Genomic DNA, 20,900 nt, shown 5'->3' on the forward strand with positions numbered 1-20,900 from the left:
CCCCCATGCAGTTGGCCATATGGCTTGCTGGGGTGGCGATAAAATCGAAGACCCCTGGGCAGGCGGAGGCGTCCTGATGCCCAAGCCCGTCAACCTTTCCTTCGCCATGGGCCTGCCCCCCAAGGACGCCGTGGCGTACTTCGAGTCCAAGGGCCATCGCGTCACCTTCGACTGGCGCGAGATGGACCAGCGCGCCCACGCCCAGGCCTTCACCGTGGCCAAAATGGTGCAGGTGGACATGCTCAAGGACGTGCAAGCCTGTCTGCAACGCTGCCTCAAGGAAGGCAAGACCGAAGCGTGGTTCGTCAAGCAGATGGAGCCGGAACTTCGCGCCAAGGGCTGGTGGGGCAAAAAGCCCATGATCGACCCGCGTACCGGCGAAGAGCGAACGGTTGGGCTCGGCAGTCCGGCCCGGCTCAAGCTCATCTACCGCCAGAACATGCAGACCGCCTACATGGCCGGGCGCTACAAGCAGATGCTGGAAAACGCGGAAAACCGGCCCTGGTGGCAGTACGTGGCCATTCTGGACGGCAAGACCCGGCCTTCGCACAAGGTGCTGGCCGGGCGCGTCTTTCGTTTTGACGACCCCTTCTGGGCCAGCCACTCCCCGCCCAACGGCTTCAACTGCCGCTGCCGGGTGCGGGCGCTTTCTGACTTTCGCCTGGAAGAAGACCGCAAGGACGCGACCCGCAAGGCCGAAGAACGGCGCAAGGCCGGAAAAGCGCCCGACCCGCAGGCCCCGAGCCTTGAGCCGGAAAGCGGCGTGGGCAATATGGTCACGCGGGAAGTGATCGGCCGGGACCGGGCCACGGGACAGAAAATTCGGCGCACGGTGACCGGCTACCGCGTGCCGGAAACCGGGTACACGGCCTTCACGGACGTGGGGTTTTCGGCCAATGCGGGCGCAAGCTGGATCGGCGGGCAATTGGGCGAACTGGTGCGCAAGCTGGAAACCGCCCCGCCCGAAATCGCGCGCCAGGCCGTGCGCGACATGGCGCGCGGCCCCGCGCTGGAAGAGTGGCTCAAGCGTCCGGCCGGGGACTTTCCCCTGGTGGTGCTGCCCGAGGCCGACGCGGCCAGAATAGGGGCCACGGCCCAGGTGGGGCGGCTGTCGCCGGCCACGGCCGGCAAGCAGGCCAAAAACCACCCGGACTTGTCGGCTGTGGACTACGCCAAGGCGCAAGAGGCCGTGGATTCGGGCGACCTGCTTCAGGACGGGGCGAAATCGCTGCTTTACGTTCTGGACGAGCCCGGCGGTCTGGTCGTGGTGGTGAAGGCCACCCTGGAGGGTGACGAGCTGTACGTGCAGAGCCTGCGGCACTTGAGTCGGGACGAAGCGGAAAAAGACCGCGTGGTGCGCCGCCTGAAAAAACGAAACGCCCCGCGCTAGGCAGGGCGTTTGCGTTTGTGGACGGCGAGGCCCCTCACCCGCTTGCGCGGAAACCTCGCATGGCGCTCCGGGCGGCTGCCCGTGCTACGGCCGAGAGAATGTTACCGTGTCACATCCACAAGAAGGAAGATAACCATGGTCGAGATCGAAGTAAACACTTCAGGCGTTGACGAGCTGCTCGGGCGGGCCATCGCCCTGGGCGCGAACATGTCGCCCGTGAGTCGCGCCCTGGCGGGCGTGCTGGCCGACATACCGGAACGGGCCTTCGCCGGCCAGCGCGACCCGGCGACAGGCGCGCCCTGGGCGCAGCTGTCGCCGGTGACCGTGGCGAGGCGGGGCGGGGCGCGGCCGATCTTGCAGGTGAGCGGCATGCTGGCCGGGAGCTTTCAGGCCGAACACGGGCCGGACTTCGCCCGCGTGACCACGAACGTACCCTACGCCACCACACAACACTTCGGGGCCAAAAAGGGGCAGTTCGGCAGAAATCGGCGCGGCTCGCCGATTCCGTGGGGCGATATTCCGGCAAGGCCCATCGTGGGCGTAGGACCGACCGACGAAGCGGAAATCGCCCAGACGGCCGCGTCCGTGCTTCGGCGGGTGTTGGCGGGGGGATGATGGGGAGGGATGGGGTGTTTTCAGGGGCGAAAGGCGACGGAAGAAAAATCGCCGGGAAGGGCGTTAGAATCGTCCGTGCGGGAGGAGGTGGGGCGAGGGTAGGGTTTGGGTGGTAGGATGGATTCTAACGGGGGGTTAACGGTCTGAATGAACCTACCCTCTTGCCTCGCCCAACAGCATTAGGCTTGCTTATCTCTCCAGTCAGAATAACGTTGTTTCAGCTCTTCAGAACTAACGACATGGTTATACCTTTCGACATGAGGATCATGCGATTCCATGTCAGTATAGACATTTTCTATGAATTTATTAAAATCCTTATTTTTTCCAGAAAGGTAGTTCACCCTTTCGATATCCCAGTTTGTTTTAAGTTGGGCAGGGCAAATGATTTTTGTCATTTCAGGTTCTTCTAGATCAAGCTTAATAACGCCAATACCAAACGAGAGAGAAAGGCTGTTTAGCTCTGGTATAATGTTTTCGTCGACATCGGCGGCAACCAGATACCCTATGTTTGCCCAAGATGAATTTGAAACAGCTTGAAAGTAATATTCTCTAAGTGTTCCCAGCGTGATAGCCTTTTTTATCTCAAAGGAGTAAAAAGTCACAATATTCCCTGAGTTAAAAACACTTAGCAAGTCCTTTTTATAGTAAAATGGAAATGAAAATCCGACAATATCTGGATGAATCCACTCTCCATACGATGATTTTTTTGATGTAGTGTGTCTTATTGTTTTTGTGTATATCGTTAAATTTCCAGTGTTACCCATTGATGAGTGGGCAAACCATGTTAAGAAATCATGCAAACCACTCTCGTCATAGCCGGTGAAGTGTGTGGAATCCTCGGCGTCAATTTCTTCTTCAAATGAAGCACTGTTTTCATTCGCATATTGAGTCTTTAATGAATATCTAATAGGTCGAGATCTAGAGCTTGTAAATATAGAATCTTTCTTTTCTACATTATAGCGGAGTTGCACTATTAAGTTTGCAAGAGGATTTTTATTTTTCTTTGTAAGCTTCTTGTCAAGGCCTGACGCAAGAGCTTTCTCAAATATTTCCGTTGGGGTTAACGCTGTGTTGTTGTTATTTGTTAACACATCTTTTGCTAACGATATGACGGTGTATTTATTCATAATGACTTTTCTCCTGGTTTGATGAATGCAAAACGTGTGCTAAATTACTTCAGGATTTTGGCCCTCCTGAACCCCTTCACCTATCCCACATAGCCCGCCGCCACTAGGGTGGCGGGCATGCGCAACGCATCCACCACCCCACGCACCACCGCGACCGCCGCGACCGCCGCGTTGGCCATGCAACTCGCTTTGGCGGGTTTCGGCCTGCCGGAGGGTTGCAACGTCCAGCTTTTTCCCGAGGGCGACTTCACGGCCCGCGACGGGCGGCCCGTCGGCCTCAAGGACTGCACGGCCGACACCTGGCGCATGGACGCCGACATCGCGGCTGCGCTCATCGCGCAAGTTTCCGCCCGCGAGACCCCGCTGTTCGTCGATTACGAACACCACACCCTCACCGCCAAAGACAAGGGCCACAAGGCTGTGGCCGCCGGGTGGATCAACTCGCTTGTATACATTCCTACGAAAGGCCTTTTCGCTAACGTAGCATGGACTGACGCTGCCCGCCAGCACATTCAGGCGGACGAATACCGCTACATATCCCCTTTGTTCGGCTTCGACTCGAAAACCGGAGCCGTACTCACCCTCATCAACGCGGCCCTGACCAACAACCCGGCGCTGGACGGCATGGCCGCCGTGGCCGCCGCGCTCGAAACCACGCGAATGGAGGCCTGCATGGACCCCAAAGACCCAAAGGCGGGGACGGCCGCCCTGTCCGAAGAGTTGCTCTCGCAACTGCGCTGGATGCTCAACCTGCCGGTGAGCGCCACGGCCGCAGAGATCAAGACCGAGCTGGACAAGCTCAAGGCCCAGATGGTCGGGGACGCCACGGCCGCCGCCGGGGTGAGCCTGGCGGTCCTGCTGCACGACAAGGACGCGCGCATCGCGGACCTGACCGCCCAGGCGGCCGCGCCCGATCCGGCTCGGTTCGTGCCCGTGGCCACCGTGACCGCGCTTTCGGCGGAGCTGGCCGAAACCAAGGGCCGGCTGGCCGGGCTGGAAGCCCAAACCGGCCAGGCCGCCCTGCGCGCCGATATGCAGGCCGCCCTGACGGACGGCCGTTTGCCCAAGGCCCTGGAGCCCTGGGCCGGTGAGCTTCTGACCGCCAACCCCCAGGCCCTGAAAGACTACCTGGCCACGGCCCGGCCCATCGCGGCCCTTTCCGCCATGCAGACCGGGGGCGTGGTCGCGCCCGCGTCCGCTCAGGGCCAGGCCGCCCTGTCGACCGAGGAAACGCAGGCCGCCGCGCTGCTGGGCATGCCCGAAAACGACTACGCCAAAGGCAAGGAGGCCAAATAGATGGCTATCATCACTCCGGTGCTCATAAGCGCCCTGTTCACCGGCTACCGGGCCGAATACCAGCGCGTGTTCGGCGAAACGCCCACCGCCTGGGACCGCGTGGCCACGCTCATGCCGTCCACGTCCAAGTCCAACACCTACGGCTGGCTTGGCCAGTTTCCGGCGCTTCGGGAATGGATAGGGCCGCGCACCCTCAAGGACATGGCCGCCCATGGCTATTCCATCGTCAACAAGCTCTTCGAGTCCACCGTGGGCGTGAAGCGCACGGACGTCGAAGACGACGAAGTGGGCGTGTACAAGCCCCTGTTCGGCGAAATGGGCCGGGCGGTGAAGAGCTTTCCCGACGAGCTGGTTTATGGCCTGCTGAAGCTGGGCCTGGCAACGGCCTGCTTCGACGAACAGTTCTTCTTCGACACCGACCACCCGGTCTATCCCAACGTGGACGGCACGGGCGCGGCCGCCGCCGTTTCGAACTTCGCCGACGGCGCAGGCCCGGCCTGGTTTCTGTTGGACACCTCGCGCGTGCTCAAGCCCGTGATCTTTCAGGAACGCACCAAGCCCGAACTCACCAGCATGACCAAGCTCGACGACGAAGAGCTCTTCATGACCGACGTCTACCGCTACGGCGTGCGCTACCGCTGCAACGTGGGCTTCGGGTTCTGGCAGCTGGCCTACTGCTCGAAGCAGCCCTTGAACGACGACACCTTCAACGCCGCCTACGACGCCATGTGCGCCTTCAAGGCCGACGGCGGCCGGCCCCTTGGCGTCAAGCCCAACCTGCTGGTGACGCCCACCACCCTGCGCACGGCGGCCGCCGAAGTGGTGCAGGTGGCCAGGCGGGCCGACGGCTCCGACAACCCCAACGCGGGCATCGTGGAAGTTCTGACCACGCCCTGGCTGAACAACTAGGCCCGCCATGTACGCCACCGTTGACGACCTGCTGGCCGCCTTTGGCGAAGACGAGGTGGTCGCCCTCACCGACCGCGAGAACACGGGCCAGGTGGACCAGGCCGTGGCCCTTTCGGCCCTGGCCCGCGCTTCGAGCGAGGCGGACAGCTACCTTTCGGCCCGGTACCGTCTACCCCTGGCCGTGGTGGACCAGGCCCTAACGGACGCGGTGTGCCAAATTGCGCGCTACCGCTTGACCGGGGCGCAGGCCAACGAAACCGACCCCGTGCAGCAACGCTACGACCGGGCCATCAAGTGGCTGGAACGCATCGCCTCGGGCAAGGCCGGCCTGCCGGGCTTGGCAGGCCAGGCGGGAACGGTGGGCGACGTGGCGTTTTCCACCGGACGCCGGGTGTTCAAGCGCCTTTTGGGGGCCGAATGATCGCCGTCATCGAAGAGGCCATCAAGGCCCGCCTGGCCGGGGCGAACCTACCCTACAGGCCCACGGTGGCCACCTACGGCGGAGAGTTCGACGAAGGGCTGGAGCGCGTGGTGCGCAGCTTTCCCGCCTTTTGGGTGGTCTTCGCCGGCGACGGGCCGGGCAAGCCGTTGGACACGTCGCGCCGGGTCTGGCGCTTCGCGGCCACGTTCGTGGTCATCGCGGCGGCGCGCACCGTGCGCAGCGAGGCGGCCGCCAGAAAGGGCGACGCCCGCCAGGCGGGCGCGTACGTGATGCTCGCCGACATGCGCCGCCTGCTGCTCAACCAGGACATGGGCCTGGACATCGAAGAGCTTTCGCCCGGCCGCACCCGCACCCTGACCAACGCCCGGCTCAAGGACAACAGCGTGGCCGCCTACGCCGTGGAATGGCGCACGGCCTACGACGTGGTGCTGGGCCAGGACGGGCCGCCCGAGCCGGAAATGCTCGAACGCGTGGGCCTCAACTACCACCTCATGCCCGATGACGGCGCGCCCGACGCCCAGGACCTCATCACCCTGCAAGGAGACACCCCGTGAGCACCATAACCGTCAAGGCTCGCCCTGGCGTCGCCGTACCCATGGAGGGCGCGCCCAGGCGCCACATCACCGAAAGCGCGCCCCGCATCGTGCCGGCAAGCGCCTACTACCTGCGCCGCCTGGCGGACGGGGACCTGGTCGCGGCCGACGCGGCCCCGGCCCCGGACATGACCCCGGCCCTGGACACGGAGGAATAAGCCATGGCCAGCGAACACATCGCCTTTGACACCTTGCCGGCTTCCATACGCAAGCCCGGCAAATACTTCGAGTTCAACACCAAGCTGGCGGTGCGCACCCTGCCCGCCAACGCCCAGCGCGTGCTTATCGTGGCCCAGGCCAACCCGGACGCGGCCCAGCCGCCGCTCACCCCGGTGGCGGTCTTTTCCGACGAAGAGGCCGCAAGCCTGTTCGGGCCGGGCAGCCAGGCCCACCTCATGGCCCGCGCGGCCATAACGGCCAACGCCTATCTGCGCTTGACCGTCATCGGCCTGGCGGCGGACGACGCCAGCGCGGCCGCCACGGCCACGGCCGCCTTCACCGGCCCGGCCGCCGGAATCGGGGTGGTGGGGCTCGCCATAGGCACCCAGACCGTGCAAGTGGCCACGGCCCTGGGCGACACGGCCACGGCCATGGCCCAGAGCCTGGCCGACAAGATCAACACCCACGCTTCGCTGCCGGTGACCGCCACGGCCGCCGCCGGAACGCTCACCCTCACCGCGCGCAACGCGGGCGCGGCCGGCAACGCCATCGGGGTTTCGGCCAGCGTGGCCGTTGCCGGCGTGACCGTCGTGGTCACGCCCATGGCCGGAGGCTTGATCGACCCGGACATCGCCCCGGCCCTGGCCGCCGTGTTCGCGGACGGCCACGACATCATCGTCACGCCCTACGCGGACCAGGCAAGCCTCACGGCCCTGCGCCAGCACCTGGACGCGGTGAGCCACGCCCTGGAACAGCGCGGGGCCGTGGGCGTGTACGCCGCCACGGGCACGCTGGCGGCGGCGACCACCCTGGCCGGCCTGGTCAACTCGGGCCGCATCACCGGCGCGCTTCTGCCCGGCAGCCAGAGCCTGCCCCTGGAAGTGGCCGCCGCCTACGCCGCAGTCATCGCCAGCGAAGAAGACCCGGCCCGGCCGCTGAACACCCTGGCGCTCACGGGCATAAGCCCGCCGCCCGTGGCCAGGCGGCTGTCGCGCATGGAGCAGGAGACGCTTTTGGCCAACGGCGTCACCCCGCTCGAAGTGGGACCGGGCGAAGTGGTGCAGATCGTGCGCGCCATCACCACCTACACCCTGGACGCCCAGGGCGCGTCCGACATCGCGCTTCTGGACCTGACCACCATTCGCACCCTGGACTATCTGCGCAAGGCCTGCCGCGAGCGCATCGCTTTGCGTTTTCCCCGCGAAAAGCTGTCTTCGCGCACCGCTCCGAAGGTGCGCAGCGAGCTGATCGACGTGCTTTTGAAGTGCGAGGAGCTGGAGATCGTCGAGGAGGTCAAGGCCAACCTGCCCGCGCTCATCGTGGAGCGCGACCTGCAAGACCCCAACCGGTTGGACGCCAAGATTCCGGCCGATGTGGTCAACGGCCTGCACATCTTCGCCGGCCGCATCGACCTGTTACTGTAAGGAGTTAATCCATGGCCCTGAAAGAATACGTGGGCTCCATCGTCCTGGAAGTGGACGGCAAGGAATACGAGGTGGTGGACCTGTCGGTGGACCACCAGACCGGCAAGAAGCCGGTCAAGACCATGAACAAGTCCGGCCGCGCCCTGGGCTTTCACCGGGGCGTGGAAACCTGGGAGCTTTCGGCCACCGTGGCCATACCCAAGACCGACGCCATGGACTGGGAAGCCATGGAAGGGGCCAAGATCACCGTTTATCCTACGGGCGAAGACGGCCAGCGGGAAAGCTACGCCGACTGCGTGTGCGAGTCGGCCGGCCGCAAGTACAGCGTGGAAAACGAAGCCCGCATTGATTTGAAAATCATGGCCCTCAACCACACCAAGGAGTAACACCCCATGCCCACCGTTACCGGCACGCTCATCTACGGCCACACGGACGCCGCCGGCGTCACGCATGCGGACTTCGAAATGCGCATGCCCACCCTCGAAGACATGGAATGGGCCATCGAACAGGCCCCGGAAAACGCCAGCCCGGCCCGGCTGTCGCGCTACATCTGGGCGCGCACCCTGACGCGCCTGGGAACCCTGCCCGCAGAGGCCATCACCCCGGTGCTGCTGGGCGGCCTGCACTACAGCGAGTTTAACGTGCTGGACCAGGCGGAGAAGCTCCTGGCGGGAAAGCTCAGGCCCGCGAGCGCCGCTTGAGGCGATACCGTTTCCTGGAAACGGCGCTCGTGGGCAAGGGATTTCGTTTGCAAGACATTCGCGCCATGACCATGCCGCAAATCGAAAGCTACGTGGCCGTTCTGTCCGGCAAGGCCCCAATGGGCGGAAGCGGCCGGCGGTTTGTCCCGGCCAGGCGCAAGGGGCAGTGAGATGGGCAAAGACACCGTTATATCCGTCATTTTGCGCCTGCGCGACGAAATGGGCGGCCAGGCCAAGAAGGCCCTGGACGGTCTGGCCCAGGCCGCCAAGGGGGCCGGGGCGTCGGCCAAGGCGCTTGACGCCCTGGATCGGGCCACGCGGACCACGACCCAGGGCGCGGGCGCGGCCGCCAAGGCCATGGACACCCTGGGCCGGTCCGCCACTCAGGGCGCGGGCCAGGCCGCCAGGGCGGTTGGGCGCATCGGCCAGAACGCGGCCCAGGCGGCCGCGCCGGTTCGAGCCGTGGGACAGGCCGTGAACGCCTTTCGCAGCGAGCGGGTGCTCGCTGCGGCCCGGCACGCGGCGCAATTGGCAAAGGAAGCCAGGGCCGCCCGCCGGGCCGTGGACGACACGGCCAAGGCCGCCGGCCGGCTGGAAGGGGCCATGACCCGCGCCGGCGGGGCCGGCCGCACGGCCGCAAGCGTCATGCGCGGCGTGGGCCAGGTGGGGGCGGGCCTGGCGGCCGGGGCCGGGGTGGCCGGCGCGGCGCTCAGGCAGCCCATCGCCTTTGAAAAGCGCATGACCCTGATGGCCAACACGGCCTATGCCGACGAAAAGGACCCGGCCAAGCGCCTGGCCGGTCGAAAAGGCCTGGTCAAGGCGGTCCACGCGGCCGTGCGCGAGGGCGGGGGCACGCGCGACGAAGCGGCCGAAGCCCTGGACAAGATGCTGGCTTCCGGGGCCATCAAGGCCGATGCGGCGCAAAAGCTCTTGCCCACCATACAGAAGTTCGCCTCGGCCTCGGGCACGCAGTCCGGCGACATCGCGGACATCGTCATCCGGGGCGTGCAGAACAAGTTTTTCAGCGAAGACCAGGCCGGCCAGGCCCTGGACAAGGCCCTGACCGCCGGCCAGGCGGGCGGGTTCGAACTCAAGGACATGGCCAAGTGGCTGCCCAAGATGATGGCCATGGGCTCGGGCATGAAGGGCATGGCCGGCTTCGAGCAGATTCTGGCCTACTCCCAGGCCGCCGCCACCACAGCGGGCGGCAAGGACGAAGCCGGCAACAACCTGGTCAACCTGCTGCAAAAGCTCAACAGCCAGGACACCCAAAAAGACTTCGCCAAACTCGGCGTCGACCTCACCGGCACGCTCACAAAGGCCCGCTCCAAGGGCGTGCTGCCCCTGGAAGCCTTCGGCGACCTGGTGGACAAGCAGGTCATGGGCAAGGACAAGCGCTACACAGCCCTGCGCAAGCGTCTGGACACCGCCCAGGGCGACGAGAAGAAACAGATATTGAACGACATGACCGACCTGGCCAGCGCCAGCGCCATCGGCAAGGTGGTGCAAGACCGCCAGGCCCTTCTGGCCCTTTTGGCCGCCATCACCCAAAAGGACTACATCAAGGACATTCAGGGGAAAATGGCCAACGCCCAGGGCGAGGGGGACCGGTCTTTCGCGACCTACAAGGCCAGCACGGCCTATTCGGTGGAGCGGGCGGCCAACGAAGCGGAAATCGCCCGTTCCGGCATGTTGGCCGACACGTCCGGCCCGCTCAAGGCCGTGGCGGACACGGCGGCGGACCTGGCGCAAAAATTTCCCGTTCTGGCGACCACGGTAGCCGAAGTGACCACCGCCGCCGGAACGCTGTCTTCCGTGCTGCTCGCCGCCGGCGGAGCGCGCATGCTTCTTGGCGGCGGGGGCGGCGGCCTGCTTCGCGGAGCCGGCGGACTTCTCAAGGGCGCGCCCGGCCTTCTGGGACGCTTTGCCGGACCGCTGGCCGCCGTTGGCCTAGCCGGCTTGGACATCTACAGCGTGGAGGCCAACCCGGCCCTTTCGCGCGCGCAAAAGAACATCAGTCACGCCGAAAACGCGGGCGGTCTGGCCGCCGCCATCGCGGGCATGAAGATGGGCGCCATGGCGGGCGGAACCATCGGCGCGGGCTTCGCCGGCGTGGGGGCCGCGCCCGGCGCCCTGCTGGGCGGCCTGGCCGGCGGAGCGCTCGGCTGGTGGTCCGGGAGCATGGCGGGGCGTCAGATGGGCCACTGGATGTTCGGCCCGTCGCAAGAAACCATGGACCAGGCGAAAAAGATCGTGGTGGAAGACCGGGGCGTCATCAAGGTGGAGTCCGTGCTGCACCTGGACGGGCGCGAGGTGGCCAAGGTGGTGAACGACTACAACGCGGCGGACGCCAAGAGGCATTAGAATGGCCTGGAAAGACACCCTGCAAGACGCCAAGTACAAGGGCGTGGCCCTCAACGTCATGGCCACGGACGACAGCGCCGAACGCGCCCAGGTGCGCCACGAATACCCCTACCGCGACGGCGCGGAAGTCGAAGACCTGGGCCGGCGCGCCCGGCAAATACGCCTGCAATGCGTGTTCTTCGGCACGAACTACGAGGCCGAGCTGCGCACGCTGTTCGAGGCCCTGGCCAAGTCCGGCCCCGGCGAACTCATCCACCCGGTGTTCGGCTCCATCACCGCGAGCCTTTTGGCCTACCATGTGCAGCACCAGGCCGAAAACCGGGACCACTGCGCCGTGGTGCTCGACTTCGTGGAGGCCGAACCCGACGCGCCGTTCTTCGGCACGGGCATTTCGGCCGCTGCCAAGGCCCAAAACGGGGAGGGCAAGCTGACCACCGCCCTGGACCAGGCCCAGACCCTGAGCCTTTCCGCCGTGCGCAACTGGAGCGCCAGGCTGTCCGGCGCGCTTTCCCAAGTGGCCCGGGGCGATGTGGTTTCGGCCGCCCGTATGGTGTTTACCCAGGCGGCCGATTACGCCGGGGTGGAAACGCCCGCCGTGCCGAATTTCGTCTCCCAGGGGCAGGGGCTTTTGGGCGCGGCCAAGCGTCTGGTGACCAGCGTGGCCGCAGTGGCCGCCATGCCCGACGTGTTCGGCAAGTTCAGCAGCCTTGCGAGCTTTTCCGACCTCTTGCCCCGCTTCGGCCTGGGCGACGGCCAGGCCGCGCCCTACGTCATGACCCCGGCCGCCTACGCGGGCGCGCCGGTTTCCGGCCCCCTAAGCGGCGCGCCCGAAGCCCGGCCTTTGCTCGTGTTGGCCCCGCAAGCCCCGGCAAGCCGGGCGGTCGCCCCGGACCTGGCCACCCCGGCCGGACAGGGCCGGGCCATGGCCGCCGCTAGCCTCAACCTGGCCAGCGCCGTGGCCGTGGCCCAGGCCGCCAGCGACGCTCTGACCGTCCAGGTGGAAAACCCCACCCTCACCCCGGCCGAAGTGGAAGCCGTGGTGGGCGTGAGCCGCCAGCGCCTGCAAGACAGCCTGGACGAACACCGGGCCATTTTGCCCACGTACGAGGCCTATCCCATAACGCAGCAACTGCGCGCCGCCGCCCTGGCCGTGCAGGAGCTGGGCGGCCAGGTGATTCGCCTGCATCCGCCCGTGGTGGAGCTGGCCGCGCCCACGCCCTGCAACCTGCACCTTTTGGCCCACCGCCTGTACGGCGACTACACCCGCGCGGGCGAGCTTGAGCGCCTGAATCCCGGCTTGCGCAACCCCAATTTCGTGGCCCCCGGCCAGACCCTCTATGGCTACGCCAAATAGCGGCCAAGACCGCATCACCGTGCGCGTGGCCGGCCGCGAGCACCGCGACTGGACCGCCTACACCCTTGAAAGCGACCTGCTCACCCCGGCGGACGCCTGGCGCGTGTCCCTTGGCATACCGGCCGCGAAGATTCCGGCCGATATCAAGCCCTGGGCCAAGGTGGAGGTGCTCTTGGGCGCGGACGTCGCCCTCACCGGGCGCATCGACCGGCTTGAGCGCGAGGTTTCGAAGGAATCCCAAACCCTCACCCTTTCCGGCCGGGACAACGCGGCCGTGCTGGTGGACTGTTCCGCGCCCCTCTTCGACCGGCGGGAAGTGACCCTGCAAGAGGTGGTGGACCTGGTGGCCAGGCCTTTGGGTGTGGAACGGGTGGAGGTGCGCAGCGCGGGCCGGCAAAAGAAGGTGGCAATCGAACCCGGCGTCACCGCCTGGGACGCCCTGCAAGAGGCCTGCGAAGCCAACGGCGTGTGGGCCTGGTGCGAGCCGGACGGCACGCTGGTGGTAGGCGGGCCGGACTACGCGGCCGCGCCTGTGGCCACGCTGGCCATGCGCTTTGACGGCAAGCAAAACAACGTCTTGAGCCTGGCCCTGTGCGAAGACGTGAGCGGGCGCTACAGCGAAGTGAGCGTGCTTGGCCAGAGCCACGGCGACGAAACCGCCGAAGGCCGGCACAACATCATGCACCGGGAAACCGACGCGGACGTGCCCGGCTATCGGCCGCTGATTCTGGCCGAAGGCCAATGCGACGACGCGGCCGAAGCGGCGCGCCGGGCGAAAAAGAAGCTCGCGGACAGCCGGTTGGAAGGCTGGACCCTTACGGCCCTGGTGCGCGGCCACCGCACGGGCGGCCAGACAGGTGCGCCCTGGAAGCCCGGCCAAAGGGTGCACGTGGTGAGCGAGCCCCTGGGGCTGGACAGCGTGTATTTTTTGATGAAGCGGGCCTTTGTCGGCGGCAAGGACCGGGGCCGCGTCACCGAACTGACCCTGAAAGAAGACGGCGTGTGGTTGCCCGAACTGGCGGCCGGCGCGAATGCCGGCGGCGCGGGCGGGGGCAAGAAGGGCAAAGGCGCGGGCGAGGTGGTGGACCTGTGGGCGACACGAACCGGATAGACGCGCGCATCGCCCGCGCTATGGGCAAGGTGCGCCGGGCCTTTCGGGCCGTGCTCACCGCCCTGGACTCGAAGCCCGGCGTGCAGCTGGCCCAGGCCGACGGCCTGCACGGCGAAACGCTCCAGGCGGCGGAGCTGTTCCAGCACTTCGGGTTCACCAGCGCGCCCCCGGCGGGGACGCAGTGCGTGGTGCTGCCCCTTGGCGGCAAGACCGCGCACAGCGTCATCGTGGCCACCGAAGCCGGGGCGTACAGGATGGATGGGCTGAAAAGCGGCGAAGTGGCCGTGTATAACCAGAGCGGCGCGAAGATCGTGTTGAAAGAAGGGAAGGTGGTCGAGATTGAGTGCGACGAGCTCCGCGTGACGGCGGAGAAGAGCATTTCCATGACTGCCGAAAAGATGGGCCTGTACGCCAAGGAGTGGGACATGGGGGCGGAAGAGGACGGCGACGGGGAAAGCGAAGCCAGGTGGCGGGGGAGTGTGCACTTTACCGGGGTGAGCCGGGCGGATGGGGATCATGTGAGTGGGGACGTGAGTTTGCGGCATCATGTGCATAGGGAGAATGATGGGGGTGGGCTGACGGAGGAGGCGTTTGCCAGTTTGATTGTTGTATAATTATTTTCCTGCAATCTTTATATCTTTTAATCCTTTAGCTAACGTTTTGCTAACCTCAGTAAAACTTGAGACCAGATCTTTGGATAGTTTACCCATTGGGGCCTGTGCATCGTAGTGAAACGACGAAAAGGCGTTCTCATACGACGAGTTCCAATTGAATGCACTAACAAGTTCGCTTATAGAGAGCTTTCCGTTATTGAGATGGACAAATAGTCTACCCTGTCTTAGCGCATGTCGTCTTTCTGCGATAATTTCATATTGTTCAAGCAGTGTTTTACCAAGTTTGAATAGGGCGACAACAAGCCCAACGATCATGCCGTATCCTGTGAATGACTTAACAAATGCATAGGCAAAAGAAAGTCTGCTTTCTGTCGCCTTTTTGCTATATAGCTCACTATTTTGAACATTTTTTATGTAGTCCACAACGTCTTTTTTGACACTTGAACCCCCGCCGGGGGTGTCAGTCTCGCTTATAATGTGTTCAAGTGCAATATATACTGCTACATCACGAAATTTTTCTGGTACCAGTGCAGACATAGCAAACAACGTCCCAATAACCATGACAAAAATTGCAAATAAGCAGCAAGACTGCCCCGCCCTTTTATACCATCTTTCTGCTTGTGCTAAATATGTAAGGGCCTTTTCAACAAATAGGTCCGTGACGGCTAGGTTATACGCCCGCACATCCCACGGGAGAAGTAAAAATGGATCACTGGACGTTTGCTTTTTTCTTTCGTCCGAGTCTTTGTCAATATGTGTGTTGGGGGTGGCATTGATTTCTGTAGCATCCCCCTGGTTTATAGATTGTTGCTTTCCATCGTTATTATGTGTTCCATCGCCACTTAGCTCGTCTCCATCACTAAACGCGCTATTGTTGAGTATGCCGTATTTAAACTTTTCACTGAGGGCGCTATAGACCTGGTGTTGCTTGGTAAGTAGCTCAACCTTTGTCAGTATGCTGTGCCTTAAAAGTAATCTTCGAAATACTTTTTTTATTACAACATCATGCTCATTATCCCTAAAATAAGACTTAATGTCTGACAGGCTTCCCGTTGACGACCATAGATTGTTTAGGGCTGTGCTTACAGTTTCTTTCTCTTTTGGGTCCTTGTTTTGCCCAAATAGTGAAGTTGTAGTTAGCAAATTGCTCATCAAGCTAGAAGTTGTGCGTCTGAGCACTGCAATTGCGAACAATATAAAATTATAAACAAATATTGGTAGCAACACAATGGAGACAATAAATAAAACAAGCATAGCTGGGTGGACGTCAATCATAACAACAAACCATCATCTGACTTGTTAAGGTAATTCCATTTTTTTCCTGAACCCCTTCACCTATCCCACTCCCCGCTCCGCCACTAAAGTGGCGGCATGGGTATCGACAAGGGCCTCAATCCCTCTACCGGCGAATACGTAGCATCCCGGATAAACCATCTGGGCAACGCCGTCTACATTCGCCTGGCCACGCCTTTGGACTCCTGGTGGGCGGACCCGTCCATAGGGTCGCGCCTGCATGAGCTGGCTCGCTCGAAGGACGTTTCGCGTATTTCCGTGCTGGCCCGTCAATATGCCGAGCAGGCCTTGCGGCCGCTCATTCTCGACGGCCGCGCCCGGTCCGTGGCCGTTTCCGCCGAGCAGCCCCACGACGGGCGGTTGCTGCTGCTCGTCACCGTGGTGGACGCCACGGGACGCGAGCAGACCTTCAAGCATCCGGTGCGGGTGTCCTGATGTATACCATCCCCACCTTTGAAGAAATTCGGGCCGCGTACCTGCGCGACATACTCAACCTCTTGCCCGACGCGGCCGTGGACGCGGACAGCGACCACTTCATTCGGGCCACGGCCACGTCTTCGGCCGTGGACGGGCTCTATCACCACCAGCTGTGGATCGCGCGCCAGATACTGCCCGACACGGCGGACAGCGAATACCTTGAGCGCCACGCGGCCCTGCGCGGCATCACCCGCAAGCCCGCCGTGGCGGCAACCGGACAGCTTGTTGTGTCCGGCACGCCGGGCGCGGTCATTCCGGCCGGGGAGGTCGTGCGCCACACCCTGACCGATCTCGCCTTTTTCACCACGGCCCAGGCCATGATCGACCCGCAAGGCCAGGCCACCGTGGCCGTGACGGCGGCCACGGCCGGGGCCATGCCCTCTTTCGTCGGCGAGCCCGTGCTTTTTGTGCAGGCCCCGGCCGGGGTGCAGGGCCAGGCCCTGCTCACACTTTCGGGCGGGGTGGCGGCCGAAACCGACGCCGAACTGTTGGCCAGGCTGCTCGACTACATGCGCAACCCGCCGGGCGGGGGAAACGCGGCCGACTACCGGCGCTGGGCGCTGGCCGTGCCGGGCGTCTCGCGCGCCTGGACCATACCGGCCCGCCGGGGCCTGGGCACCGTGGACGTGGCCGTGCTGGGGCCGGAAGGCCCGGCTTCGGCCGAAGCCGTCGCGGCGGCCCAGGCCGTTGTGGACGCCAACCGCCCGGCCGCCTGCCCGGACGCCTGGGTGCTGTCGCCCACGCCCCTGCTGGTGAACGTCACCGTGGCCGCGCGCCTTGACCCCAAGCTCACCAGCCTGGACCAGTTCACGGCCCAGCTTCAGGCCGGGCTTGAGCCGGTGTTCGCCGATTTGGCCCCCGGCGGCACGGTCTACCGTTCGAAGATCGAGGCCGTGGCCTCGGGCCTGCCCGGCGTGATCGACCGGGTGGTGCGCGTGCCCCAGGCCAACTTTTCGGCCCGCGTGGACGCCCAGAAACTGGAATGGCCCCGCCTGGGCCTGGTGCAGGCGGAACCGCTCTAATGGCCGGGCACGCGGATCTTCTGGCCCTGTTGCTGCCGGCCAGCTACGCCCTGACCGGCGAAATCAGCGCCGAGCTGGCGGCCGAGGGCGCGGTGCTGGACCAGGCCCTGGCCGTGAGCCTGGACCCCTTGCGCGGGCTTTCGCCCCTGCAAGCCCTGGAATGGCTCGAAGACTACGAAAGCGCCTACGGCCTGCCCGGCGACTGCCGCCAGTCCGGCCTGCTGGTGCAGGAGCGCCTGGCTTTACTCACCGTGGCGCTGATCGAACGGGCGGCCATCACGCGCGACTACTACGTGTGGCTGGCGGCGCAGCTCGGCTACGCCGTGACCATCGAGGAGTTCAGCGGCTTCAAGGCCGGATTTTCGACCGCCGGCGACCGGCTCACCAACTCCGAAGCGCGGTTTTGCGCGGGCTCGCGGGCCGGAGGGTCCCTGGCCACGGGCGCGCCCTGGCAATACGTCTGGCTGGTGCGCGCGTCCGACACGCCCACCACACTGTTTCGCGCCGGGGTGTCCGCCGCCGGCGAGCCCCTGGCCAACTGGACCAACACCCTGCTCGAATGCGCCATACGTCAGGCCGCCCCGGCCCACACCACCGTGCACTTTGTTTACGGAGGATGACATGCACAGAATCGACGGCCCCGGCGCCGTGAACAACCTCTTTTCGGAAGGCGACCCGTCCGTGCCCCAGATGGCCACGGTGGTGAGCGCCATGTGGCTGAACGACGTGCAGGAAAATCTGGTGCGCGCCATCGAGGCCGCCGGCATCACCCCGGCCAAGGGCGATTTCGAGCAGCTGCGCCAGGCCATCGTCTTGCTGTCGGGATCGGGCCTGATCGGGGAAATCAGACTCTGGGGCAGCGAGGCCCTGCCCGCCACCGGCGACTGGATGGAAGCAAACGGCCCGGCGCTCAACAAGCTGGACTATCCGGCCCTGTACGACGTGTGGGGCGACGCGTGGGGCCAGGCCCCGGCGGGATACTTTCGCGGACCGGACCTGCGCGGCGCGTTCGTGCGCGGCTGGGACCACGGCGCGGGGCGCGACCCGGACGCCGCCACGCGCGACGGCGGCGACCACGTGGCCAGCACCCAGGCCTGCGAAGTGCAGGCGCACCGCCACCAGCAAGAGGACGGCTACGCCACCAGCGCGGCGGCCGGCACCACCGCCTACTCGCACCGCGACGGCACGCCCAAGCTGAACACGGACCCGACCGGCGGAGCGGAGACGCGCCCGGCCAACATCGCCCTCATGTACATTTTTCGCTGGAGGTAAACCATGCAGCTCTACGCCTACGACAAGTCTGGCGCATTCACGGGGACCAGGGCGGCGCAACTGTCGCCCGCCAGGCCCTACAACGCCGACGGCAGCCCCAATTGGCTGATGATCGCAAGCGCCACCGAGCTGGCCCCGCCGGCCGTGGAGCCGGGCCAGGCTGCGGTGTTCGACGGCCAGGCCTGGCGCGTGGTCGAAGACCACCGGGGCGAGGCGGTCTATTCCACGGCGGACGGAACGCGCATCGTCATCGCCGCGCTTGGCCCCATGCCCGAAGGCTGTACGCAAATCCCCAGGCCGGGCATGCACTATACGTGGGACGGCCAAGCCTGGCGGGCGGACATGGACGCCATACGCGCCCGGGCCGAAGCCGTGATCGACGGCCAGGCGGACGCGCTGCTTGCGCCGTACATGTCCCTGACGCCGGGCCGGGCCATGACCTACCTGGCCAAGCAGGACCAGGCCCGCCAGTACCTGGCGGAAGAACCCCCCGACCCCGCGAAGTATCCCCTCATCGTGGGCGAAGTGGGGCTGACCGGCGACACGGCCCAGGCCGTGGCCGAAACCATCCTGGCCCAGGCGAGGGCCTGGTACGGGGTGGGCGCGGCCGTGGAGACCGTGCGCCTGACCGCCAAAAAGGCCGTGCGCGAGGCCCAAACCCCGCAGGCCGTGGACGACGTGCTGGCCGGCCTGGTCTGGCCCGGGGCGTAGTCCATGAGCGCCATTCCCACCGTGAAAGTGACCGTGCATGTCAAGGACGCCCAGGGCCAGGGCCTGGAAGGCGCGACCGTCAAGGCCACCCTGACGGCAACGGAATATTACCAGGGGCTGGAAGTGCCCGGCCAGGCGCAGGGCGTGACCAGCCCCTCCGGCCAGGTGGTGTTGGAGCTGTTTCCCACCGAATTGGGCAGCCAGGGCGGGGTCTGGCAGTTCGTCATCACCAGCCCCCAGGGAACCACCATCCGCCACGCCAGCGTGCCGGCCGTGGACTGCGCGCTTATTTTGCAGCCGGGCACCGTGTCCGTGCTGCAAGGCCCGCCCGGCGTGCAAGGCCCCCAGGGACCGCAGGGACCCAAGGGCGACCCCGGCCCGCAGGGCGAACCCGGCACGGGCGGGGGCGCGCAAAAGTGGGAGAGCCTGGCCCGCGCGGTGGACTATGCGCCCACCGCGCCCACGCCGTCGAGCCTGGTCCTGCTGACGGACAAGACCGGCGTGCTCAAGCCGGGCCTGGGCGTTCGCGTCAAGCATGACGACGCCTACACCTACCACGTGTGCGAGACGGCCACGGCCGATCTCGTCACCCTGAGCGGCCCGGCCCTGCCCACAGCGGAAAACGGCCTGCAAGACGTGGCCTACGGCCTGTTGCCCCCGGCGGTGTTCGCCGTGGACTTGGCCGGCCAGTGGGACGCCCAGGCCAGCGCCCAGCTCATTGAGGACATCCACGGCGCGCCCCGCCTGTGGCGAAGCGCCCCGGCCTGGTTGGCCCAGATGCGCGCCTGGACCCGCACGGCGGACACGGGCGCGACCAAAGGCAGCCTGGCCCCGATCTTTCGCGGGGTGGACCTGCCGGTCACGACCGCAAACGGCCACGGTCTGGAGATCGCCGCCGGGGCCGCCTGGTTCGCCACGACCACGGAAATCGACCCGCCCACGGCCCGCATCGCGCGCGGCGACGCCCTGGAAATCAAGACCGACAAGACCGGCGCAAACGGCGACAGCGCCGACGCCGTGGTCGAACTGCTCTTTGTCTGGGAATGACCATGTATCAGCACCGCCTGACCACCCCGCCCGCCCTGCGAAACGACCGCTACGTCAAGTTGCTGCTCCGCGGCGACAGCCTGGCGGATGCCTCCTTGGCCAAGCACACCGTGACAAACAATAGCGTAAGCGTTGTGACCCCAGGCGGAACGAACGCGCCGAGCGGTATTGCCAAGGCCTTGTATTTCCGGGGAGACATATCCTACCTGACGATACCGTACACCACGGACTTTGATTTCGGAAATCTGGACTTCACAGTTGACGCGTGGATTTGCCCGTCAGGCTCGTTCACGAACAATTACGCACTGCTCCAGCAATATCTCGATGGCAACAACCGGATGGATTTCTTGATTTATGGAGGATACGGCCTCAGGGCTCAACACGAGAGAGGCGGAGCACAGTATTATGCGCAAGGAACATGTTCCTTTTCGTCAGGCATATGGACGCATTTGGCTTGGGTCCGGCTTGGCGGTGTGATGCGTATATATAAAGACGGTGTGGCAATCCCGCTCAATGCCAATACGCTAACCGGAGCAGAGTCCTTTTGCGTCTCAACGTCTGCTCCTTACCACATAGGCCTGTGGAGCGTGGCCCCGTACTACTTTCCAGGCCAAATCGCCAACCTGCGCATCTCCAAGGGCTTCGCCCGCTGGACGCGCGACTTCACGCCGCCAAGACGGCCATATTAAACAAAGGGGACACCATGCGAGGCTATTTCTGGAACGTGCTCATCGGCCTGGACCAGTTTCTTTCCGTGCTCACCGGGGGCGACCCGGACGAAACCGTGTCCAGCCGGGCCGGCAAGGCGGCCGCCGCCGGCAGCCCAACGGGCCAGGCCCTGGAGCGCCTGCTGGACGCCGTCTTCGGCCCCGGACACTGCCGGGCGTCCATCGAATGCGACGAAGGCGCGGACAAGGTGGCCAGATTCTAAAAAAAGAGGAGCGGCAGGGCGGCGGCAACCGCCCCACCGACGCGATGC

Annotated in this window: 25 protein-coding genes; 23 read left to right on the forward strand and 2 right to left on the reverse strand. The window is 64.9% G+C overall.

Annotated elements, in window-relative coordinates; translation table 11 throughout:
- Positions 1-76: 76 nt before the first annotated feature.
- Both ACYQ01_RS01925 and ACYQ01_RS01930 read left to right on the forward strand, forming a co-directional pair.
- Positions 77-1,390 (forward strand): phage head morphogenesis protein, encoded by a 1,314-nt coding sequence (locus ACYQ01_RS01925; RefSeq protein ID WP_459932145.1) that lies wholly within the window; start codon positions 77-79, stop codon positions 1,388-1,390.
- 135 nt (positions 1,391-1,525) lie between these two features.
- The gene (locus ACYQ01_RS01930; RefSeq protein WP_459932146.1) at positions 1,526-2,005 is read left to right on the forward strand and encodes a phage virion morphogenesis protein; all 480 of its coding nucleotides are present in this window, start codon (positions 1,526-1,528) and stop codon (positions 2,003-2,005) included.
- A 179-nt stretch (positions 2,006-2,184) separates the two neighbouring features.
- Here ACYQ01_RS01930 and ACYQ01_RS01935 read toward each other — a convergent pair whose 3' ends face one another.
- On the reverse strand, positions 2,185-3,132 hold the full coding sequence (locus ACYQ01_RS01935; RefSeq protein ID WP_459932147.1) for a hypothetical protein: 948 nt from the start codon (positions 3,130-3,132) through the stop codon (positions 2,185-2,187).
- Between the two features lie 117 nt (positions 3,133-3,249).
- On the opposite strand from ACYQ01_RS01935, the gene ACYQ01_RS01940 reads away from it, so the two are divergent.
- From ACYQ01_RS01940 to ACYQ01_RS02000, 13 genes are read left to right on the forward strand one after another with little or no spacing between them, the layout of a single operon-like run.
- The gene (locus ACYQ01_RS01940; protein WP_459932148.1) at positions 3,250-4,428 is read left to right on the forward strand and encodes a phage protease; all 1,179 of its coding nucleotides are present in this window, start codon (positions 3,250-3,252) and stop codon (positions 4,426-4,428) included.
- Positions 4,429-5,337, forward strand: coding sequence for a Mu-like prophage major head subunit gpT family protein (locus ACYQ01_RS01945; RefSeq protein WP_459932149.1), 909 nt, complete (start codon positions 4,429-4,431; stop codon positions 5,335-5,337).
- 7 nt (positions 5,338-5,344) lie between these two features.
- On the forward strand, positions 5,345-5,758 hold the full coding sequence (locus ACYQ01_RS01950; RefSeq protein WP_459932150.1) for a gp436 family protein: 414 nt from the start codon (positions 5,345-5,347) through the stop codon (positions 5,756-5,758).
- Positions 5,755-6,333 (forward strand): phage protein Gp37, encoded by a 579-nt coding sequence (locus ACYQ01_RS01955; protein WP_459932151.1) that lies wholly within the window; start codon positions 5,755-5,757, stop codon positions 6,331-6,333. Before ACYQ01_RS01950 ends, ACYQ01_RS01955 begins: the two co-directional genes overlap by 4 nt.
- The gene (locus ACYQ01_RS01960; protein ID WP_459932152.1) at positions 6,330-6,530 is read left to right on the forward strand and encodes a DUF2635 domain-containing protein; all 201 of its coding nucleotides are present in this window, start codon (positions 6,330-6,332) and stop codon (positions 6,528-6,530) included. The genes ACYQ01_RS01955 and ACYQ01_RS01960 overlap by 4 nt, the downstream gene beginning before the upstream one ends.
- 3 nt (positions 6,531-6,533) lie before the next feature.
- Positions 6,534-7,955: a phage tail sheath subtilisin-like domain-containing protein gene (locus ACYQ01_RS01965; protein ID WP_459932153.1), complete on the forward strand. Its 1,422-nt coding sequence runs from the start codon at positions 6,534-6,536 to the stop codon at positions 7,953-7,955.
- An 11-nt stretch (positions 7,956-7,966) separates the two neighbouring features.
- Positions 7,967-8,341, forward strand: coding sequence for a phage tail protein (locus ACYQ01_RS01970; protein ID WP_459932154.1), 375 nt, complete (start codon positions 7,967-7,969; stop codon positions 8,339-8,341).
- 6 nt (positions 8,342-8,347) lie between these two features.
- Positions 8,348-8,656, forward strand: coding sequence for a hypothetical protein (locus ACYQ01_RS01975; protein ID WP_459932155.1), 309 nt, complete (start codon positions 8,348-8,350; stop codon positions 8,654-8,656).
- A complete protein-coding gene (locus ACYQ01_RS01980) occupies positions 8,653-8,826 on the forward strand; it encodes a hypothetical protein (protein ID WP_459932156.1) in 174 nt (57 codons plus the stop codon). Before ACYQ01_RS01975 ends, ACYQ01_RS01980 begins: the two co-directional genes overlap by 4 nt.
- Before the next feature lies 1 nt (position 8,827).
- The gene (locus ACYQ01_RS01985; protein ID WP_459932157.1) at positions 8,828-11,020 is read left to right on the forward strand and encodes a phage tail tape measure protein; all 2,193 of its coding nucleotides are present in this window, start codon (positions 8,828-8,830) and stop codon (positions 11,018-11,020) included.
- 1 nt (position 11,021) lies between these two features.
- The gene (locus tag ACYQ01_RS01990; protein WP_459932158.1) at positions 11,022-12,374 is read left to right on the forward strand and encodes a DNA circularization protein; all 1,353 of its coding nucleotides are present in this window, start codon (positions 11,022-11,024) and stop codon (positions 12,372-12,374) included.
- Positions 12,358-13,485, forward strand: a complete 1,128-nt coding sequence (locus tag ACYQ01_RS01995; RefSeq protein WP_459932159.1) for a phage baseplate assembly protein — start codon at positions 12,358-12,360, stop codon at positions 13,483-13,485. Before ACYQ01_RS01990 ends, ACYQ01_RS01995 begins: the two co-directional genes overlap by 17 nt.
- Positions 13,464-14,099, forward strand: a complete 636-nt coding sequence (locus ACYQ01_RS02000; protein WP_459932160.1) for a phage baseplate assembly protein V — start codon at positions 13,464-13,466, stop codon at positions 14,097-14,099. Before ACYQ01_RS01995 ends, ACYQ01_RS02000 begins: the two co-directional genes overlap by 22 nt.
- Here the strand turns inward: ACYQ01_RS02000 and ACYQ01_RS02005 are convergent, their stop codons facing one another.
- Positions 14,100-15,374, reverse strand: a complete 1,275-nt coding sequence (locus tag ACYQ01_RS02005) for a hypothetical protein (protein ID WP_459932161.1) — start codon at positions 15,372-15,374, stop codon at positions 14,100-14,102. It abuts the gene before it with no gap.
- Positions 15,375-15,470: 96 nt separating this feature from the next.
- Here ACYQ01_RS02005 and ACYQ01_RS02010 point away from each other — a divergent pair, with 96 nt between their 5' ends.
- Genes ACYQ01_RS02010 through ACYQ01_RS02045 form a run of 8 tightly spaced genes read left to right on the forward strand, consistent with a single transcriptional unit; the run spans position 15,471 to position 20,852 of the window.
- Positions 15,471-15,827: a phage GP46 family protein gene (locus ACYQ01_RS02010; protein ID WP_459932162.1), complete on the forward strand. Its 357-nt coding sequence runs from the start codon at positions 15,471-15,473 to the stop codon at positions 15,825-15,827.
- Positions 15,827-16,891 carry a baseplate J/gp47 family protein gene (locus ACYQ01_RS02015; protein ID WP_459932163.1) on the forward strand — a complete coding sequence of 355 codons (1,065 nt, stop codon included), beginning with the start codon at positions 15,827-15,829 and terminating at the stop codon, positions 16,889-16,891. The genes ACYQ01_RS02010 and ACYQ01_RS02015 overlap by 1 nt, the downstream gene beginning before the upstream one ends.
- Positions 16,891-17,511: a putative phage tail protein gene (locus ACYQ01_RS02020; RefSeq protein ID WP_459932164.1), complete on the forward strand. Its 621-nt coding sequence runs from the start codon at positions 16,891-16,893 to the stop codon at positions 17,509-17,511. The genes ACYQ01_RS02015 and ACYQ01_RS02020 overlap by 1 nt, the downstream gene beginning before the upstream one ends.
- Before the next feature lies 1 nt (position 17,512).
- On the forward strand, positions 17,513-18,163 hold the full coding sequence (locus ACYQ01_RS02025; protein WP_459932165.1) for a phage tail protein: 651 nt from the start codon (positions 17,513-17,515) through the stop codon (positions 18,161-18,163).
- 3 nt (positions 18,164-18,166) lie between these two features.
- Positions 18,167-18,874 (forward strand): hypothetical protein, encoded by a 708-nt coding sequence (locus tag ACYQ01_RS02030; RefSeq protein ID WP_459932166.1) that lies wholly within the window; start codon positions 18,167-18,169, stop codon positions 18,872-18,874.
- 3 nt (positions 18,875-18,877) lie between these two features.
- Positions 18,878-19,921 (forward strand): collagen-like triple helix repeat-containing protein, encoded by a 1,044-nt coding sequence (locus tag ACYQ01_RS02035; protein ID WP_459932167.1) that lies wholly within the window; start codon positions 18,878-18,880, stop codon positions 19,919-19,921.
- Positions 19,922-19,923: 2 nt separating this feature from the next.
- The gene (locus ACYQ01_RS02040; RefSeq protein WP_459932168.1) at positions 19,924-20,610 is read left to right on the forward strand and encodes a LamG domain-containing protein; all 687 of its coding nucleotides are present in this window, start codon (positions 19,924-19,926) and stop codon (positions 20,608-20,610) included.
- 14 nt (positions 20,611-20,624) lie between these two features.
- Entirely contained in the window at positions 20,625-20,852 is a 228-nt protein-coding gene (locus tag ACYQ01_RS02045; RefSeq protein ID WP_459932169.1) for a hypothetical protein, read from the forward strand.
- Positions 20,853-20,900: the final 48 nt, after the last annotated feature.

The organism is Fundidesulfovibrio butyratiphilus (assembly GCF_054657235.1).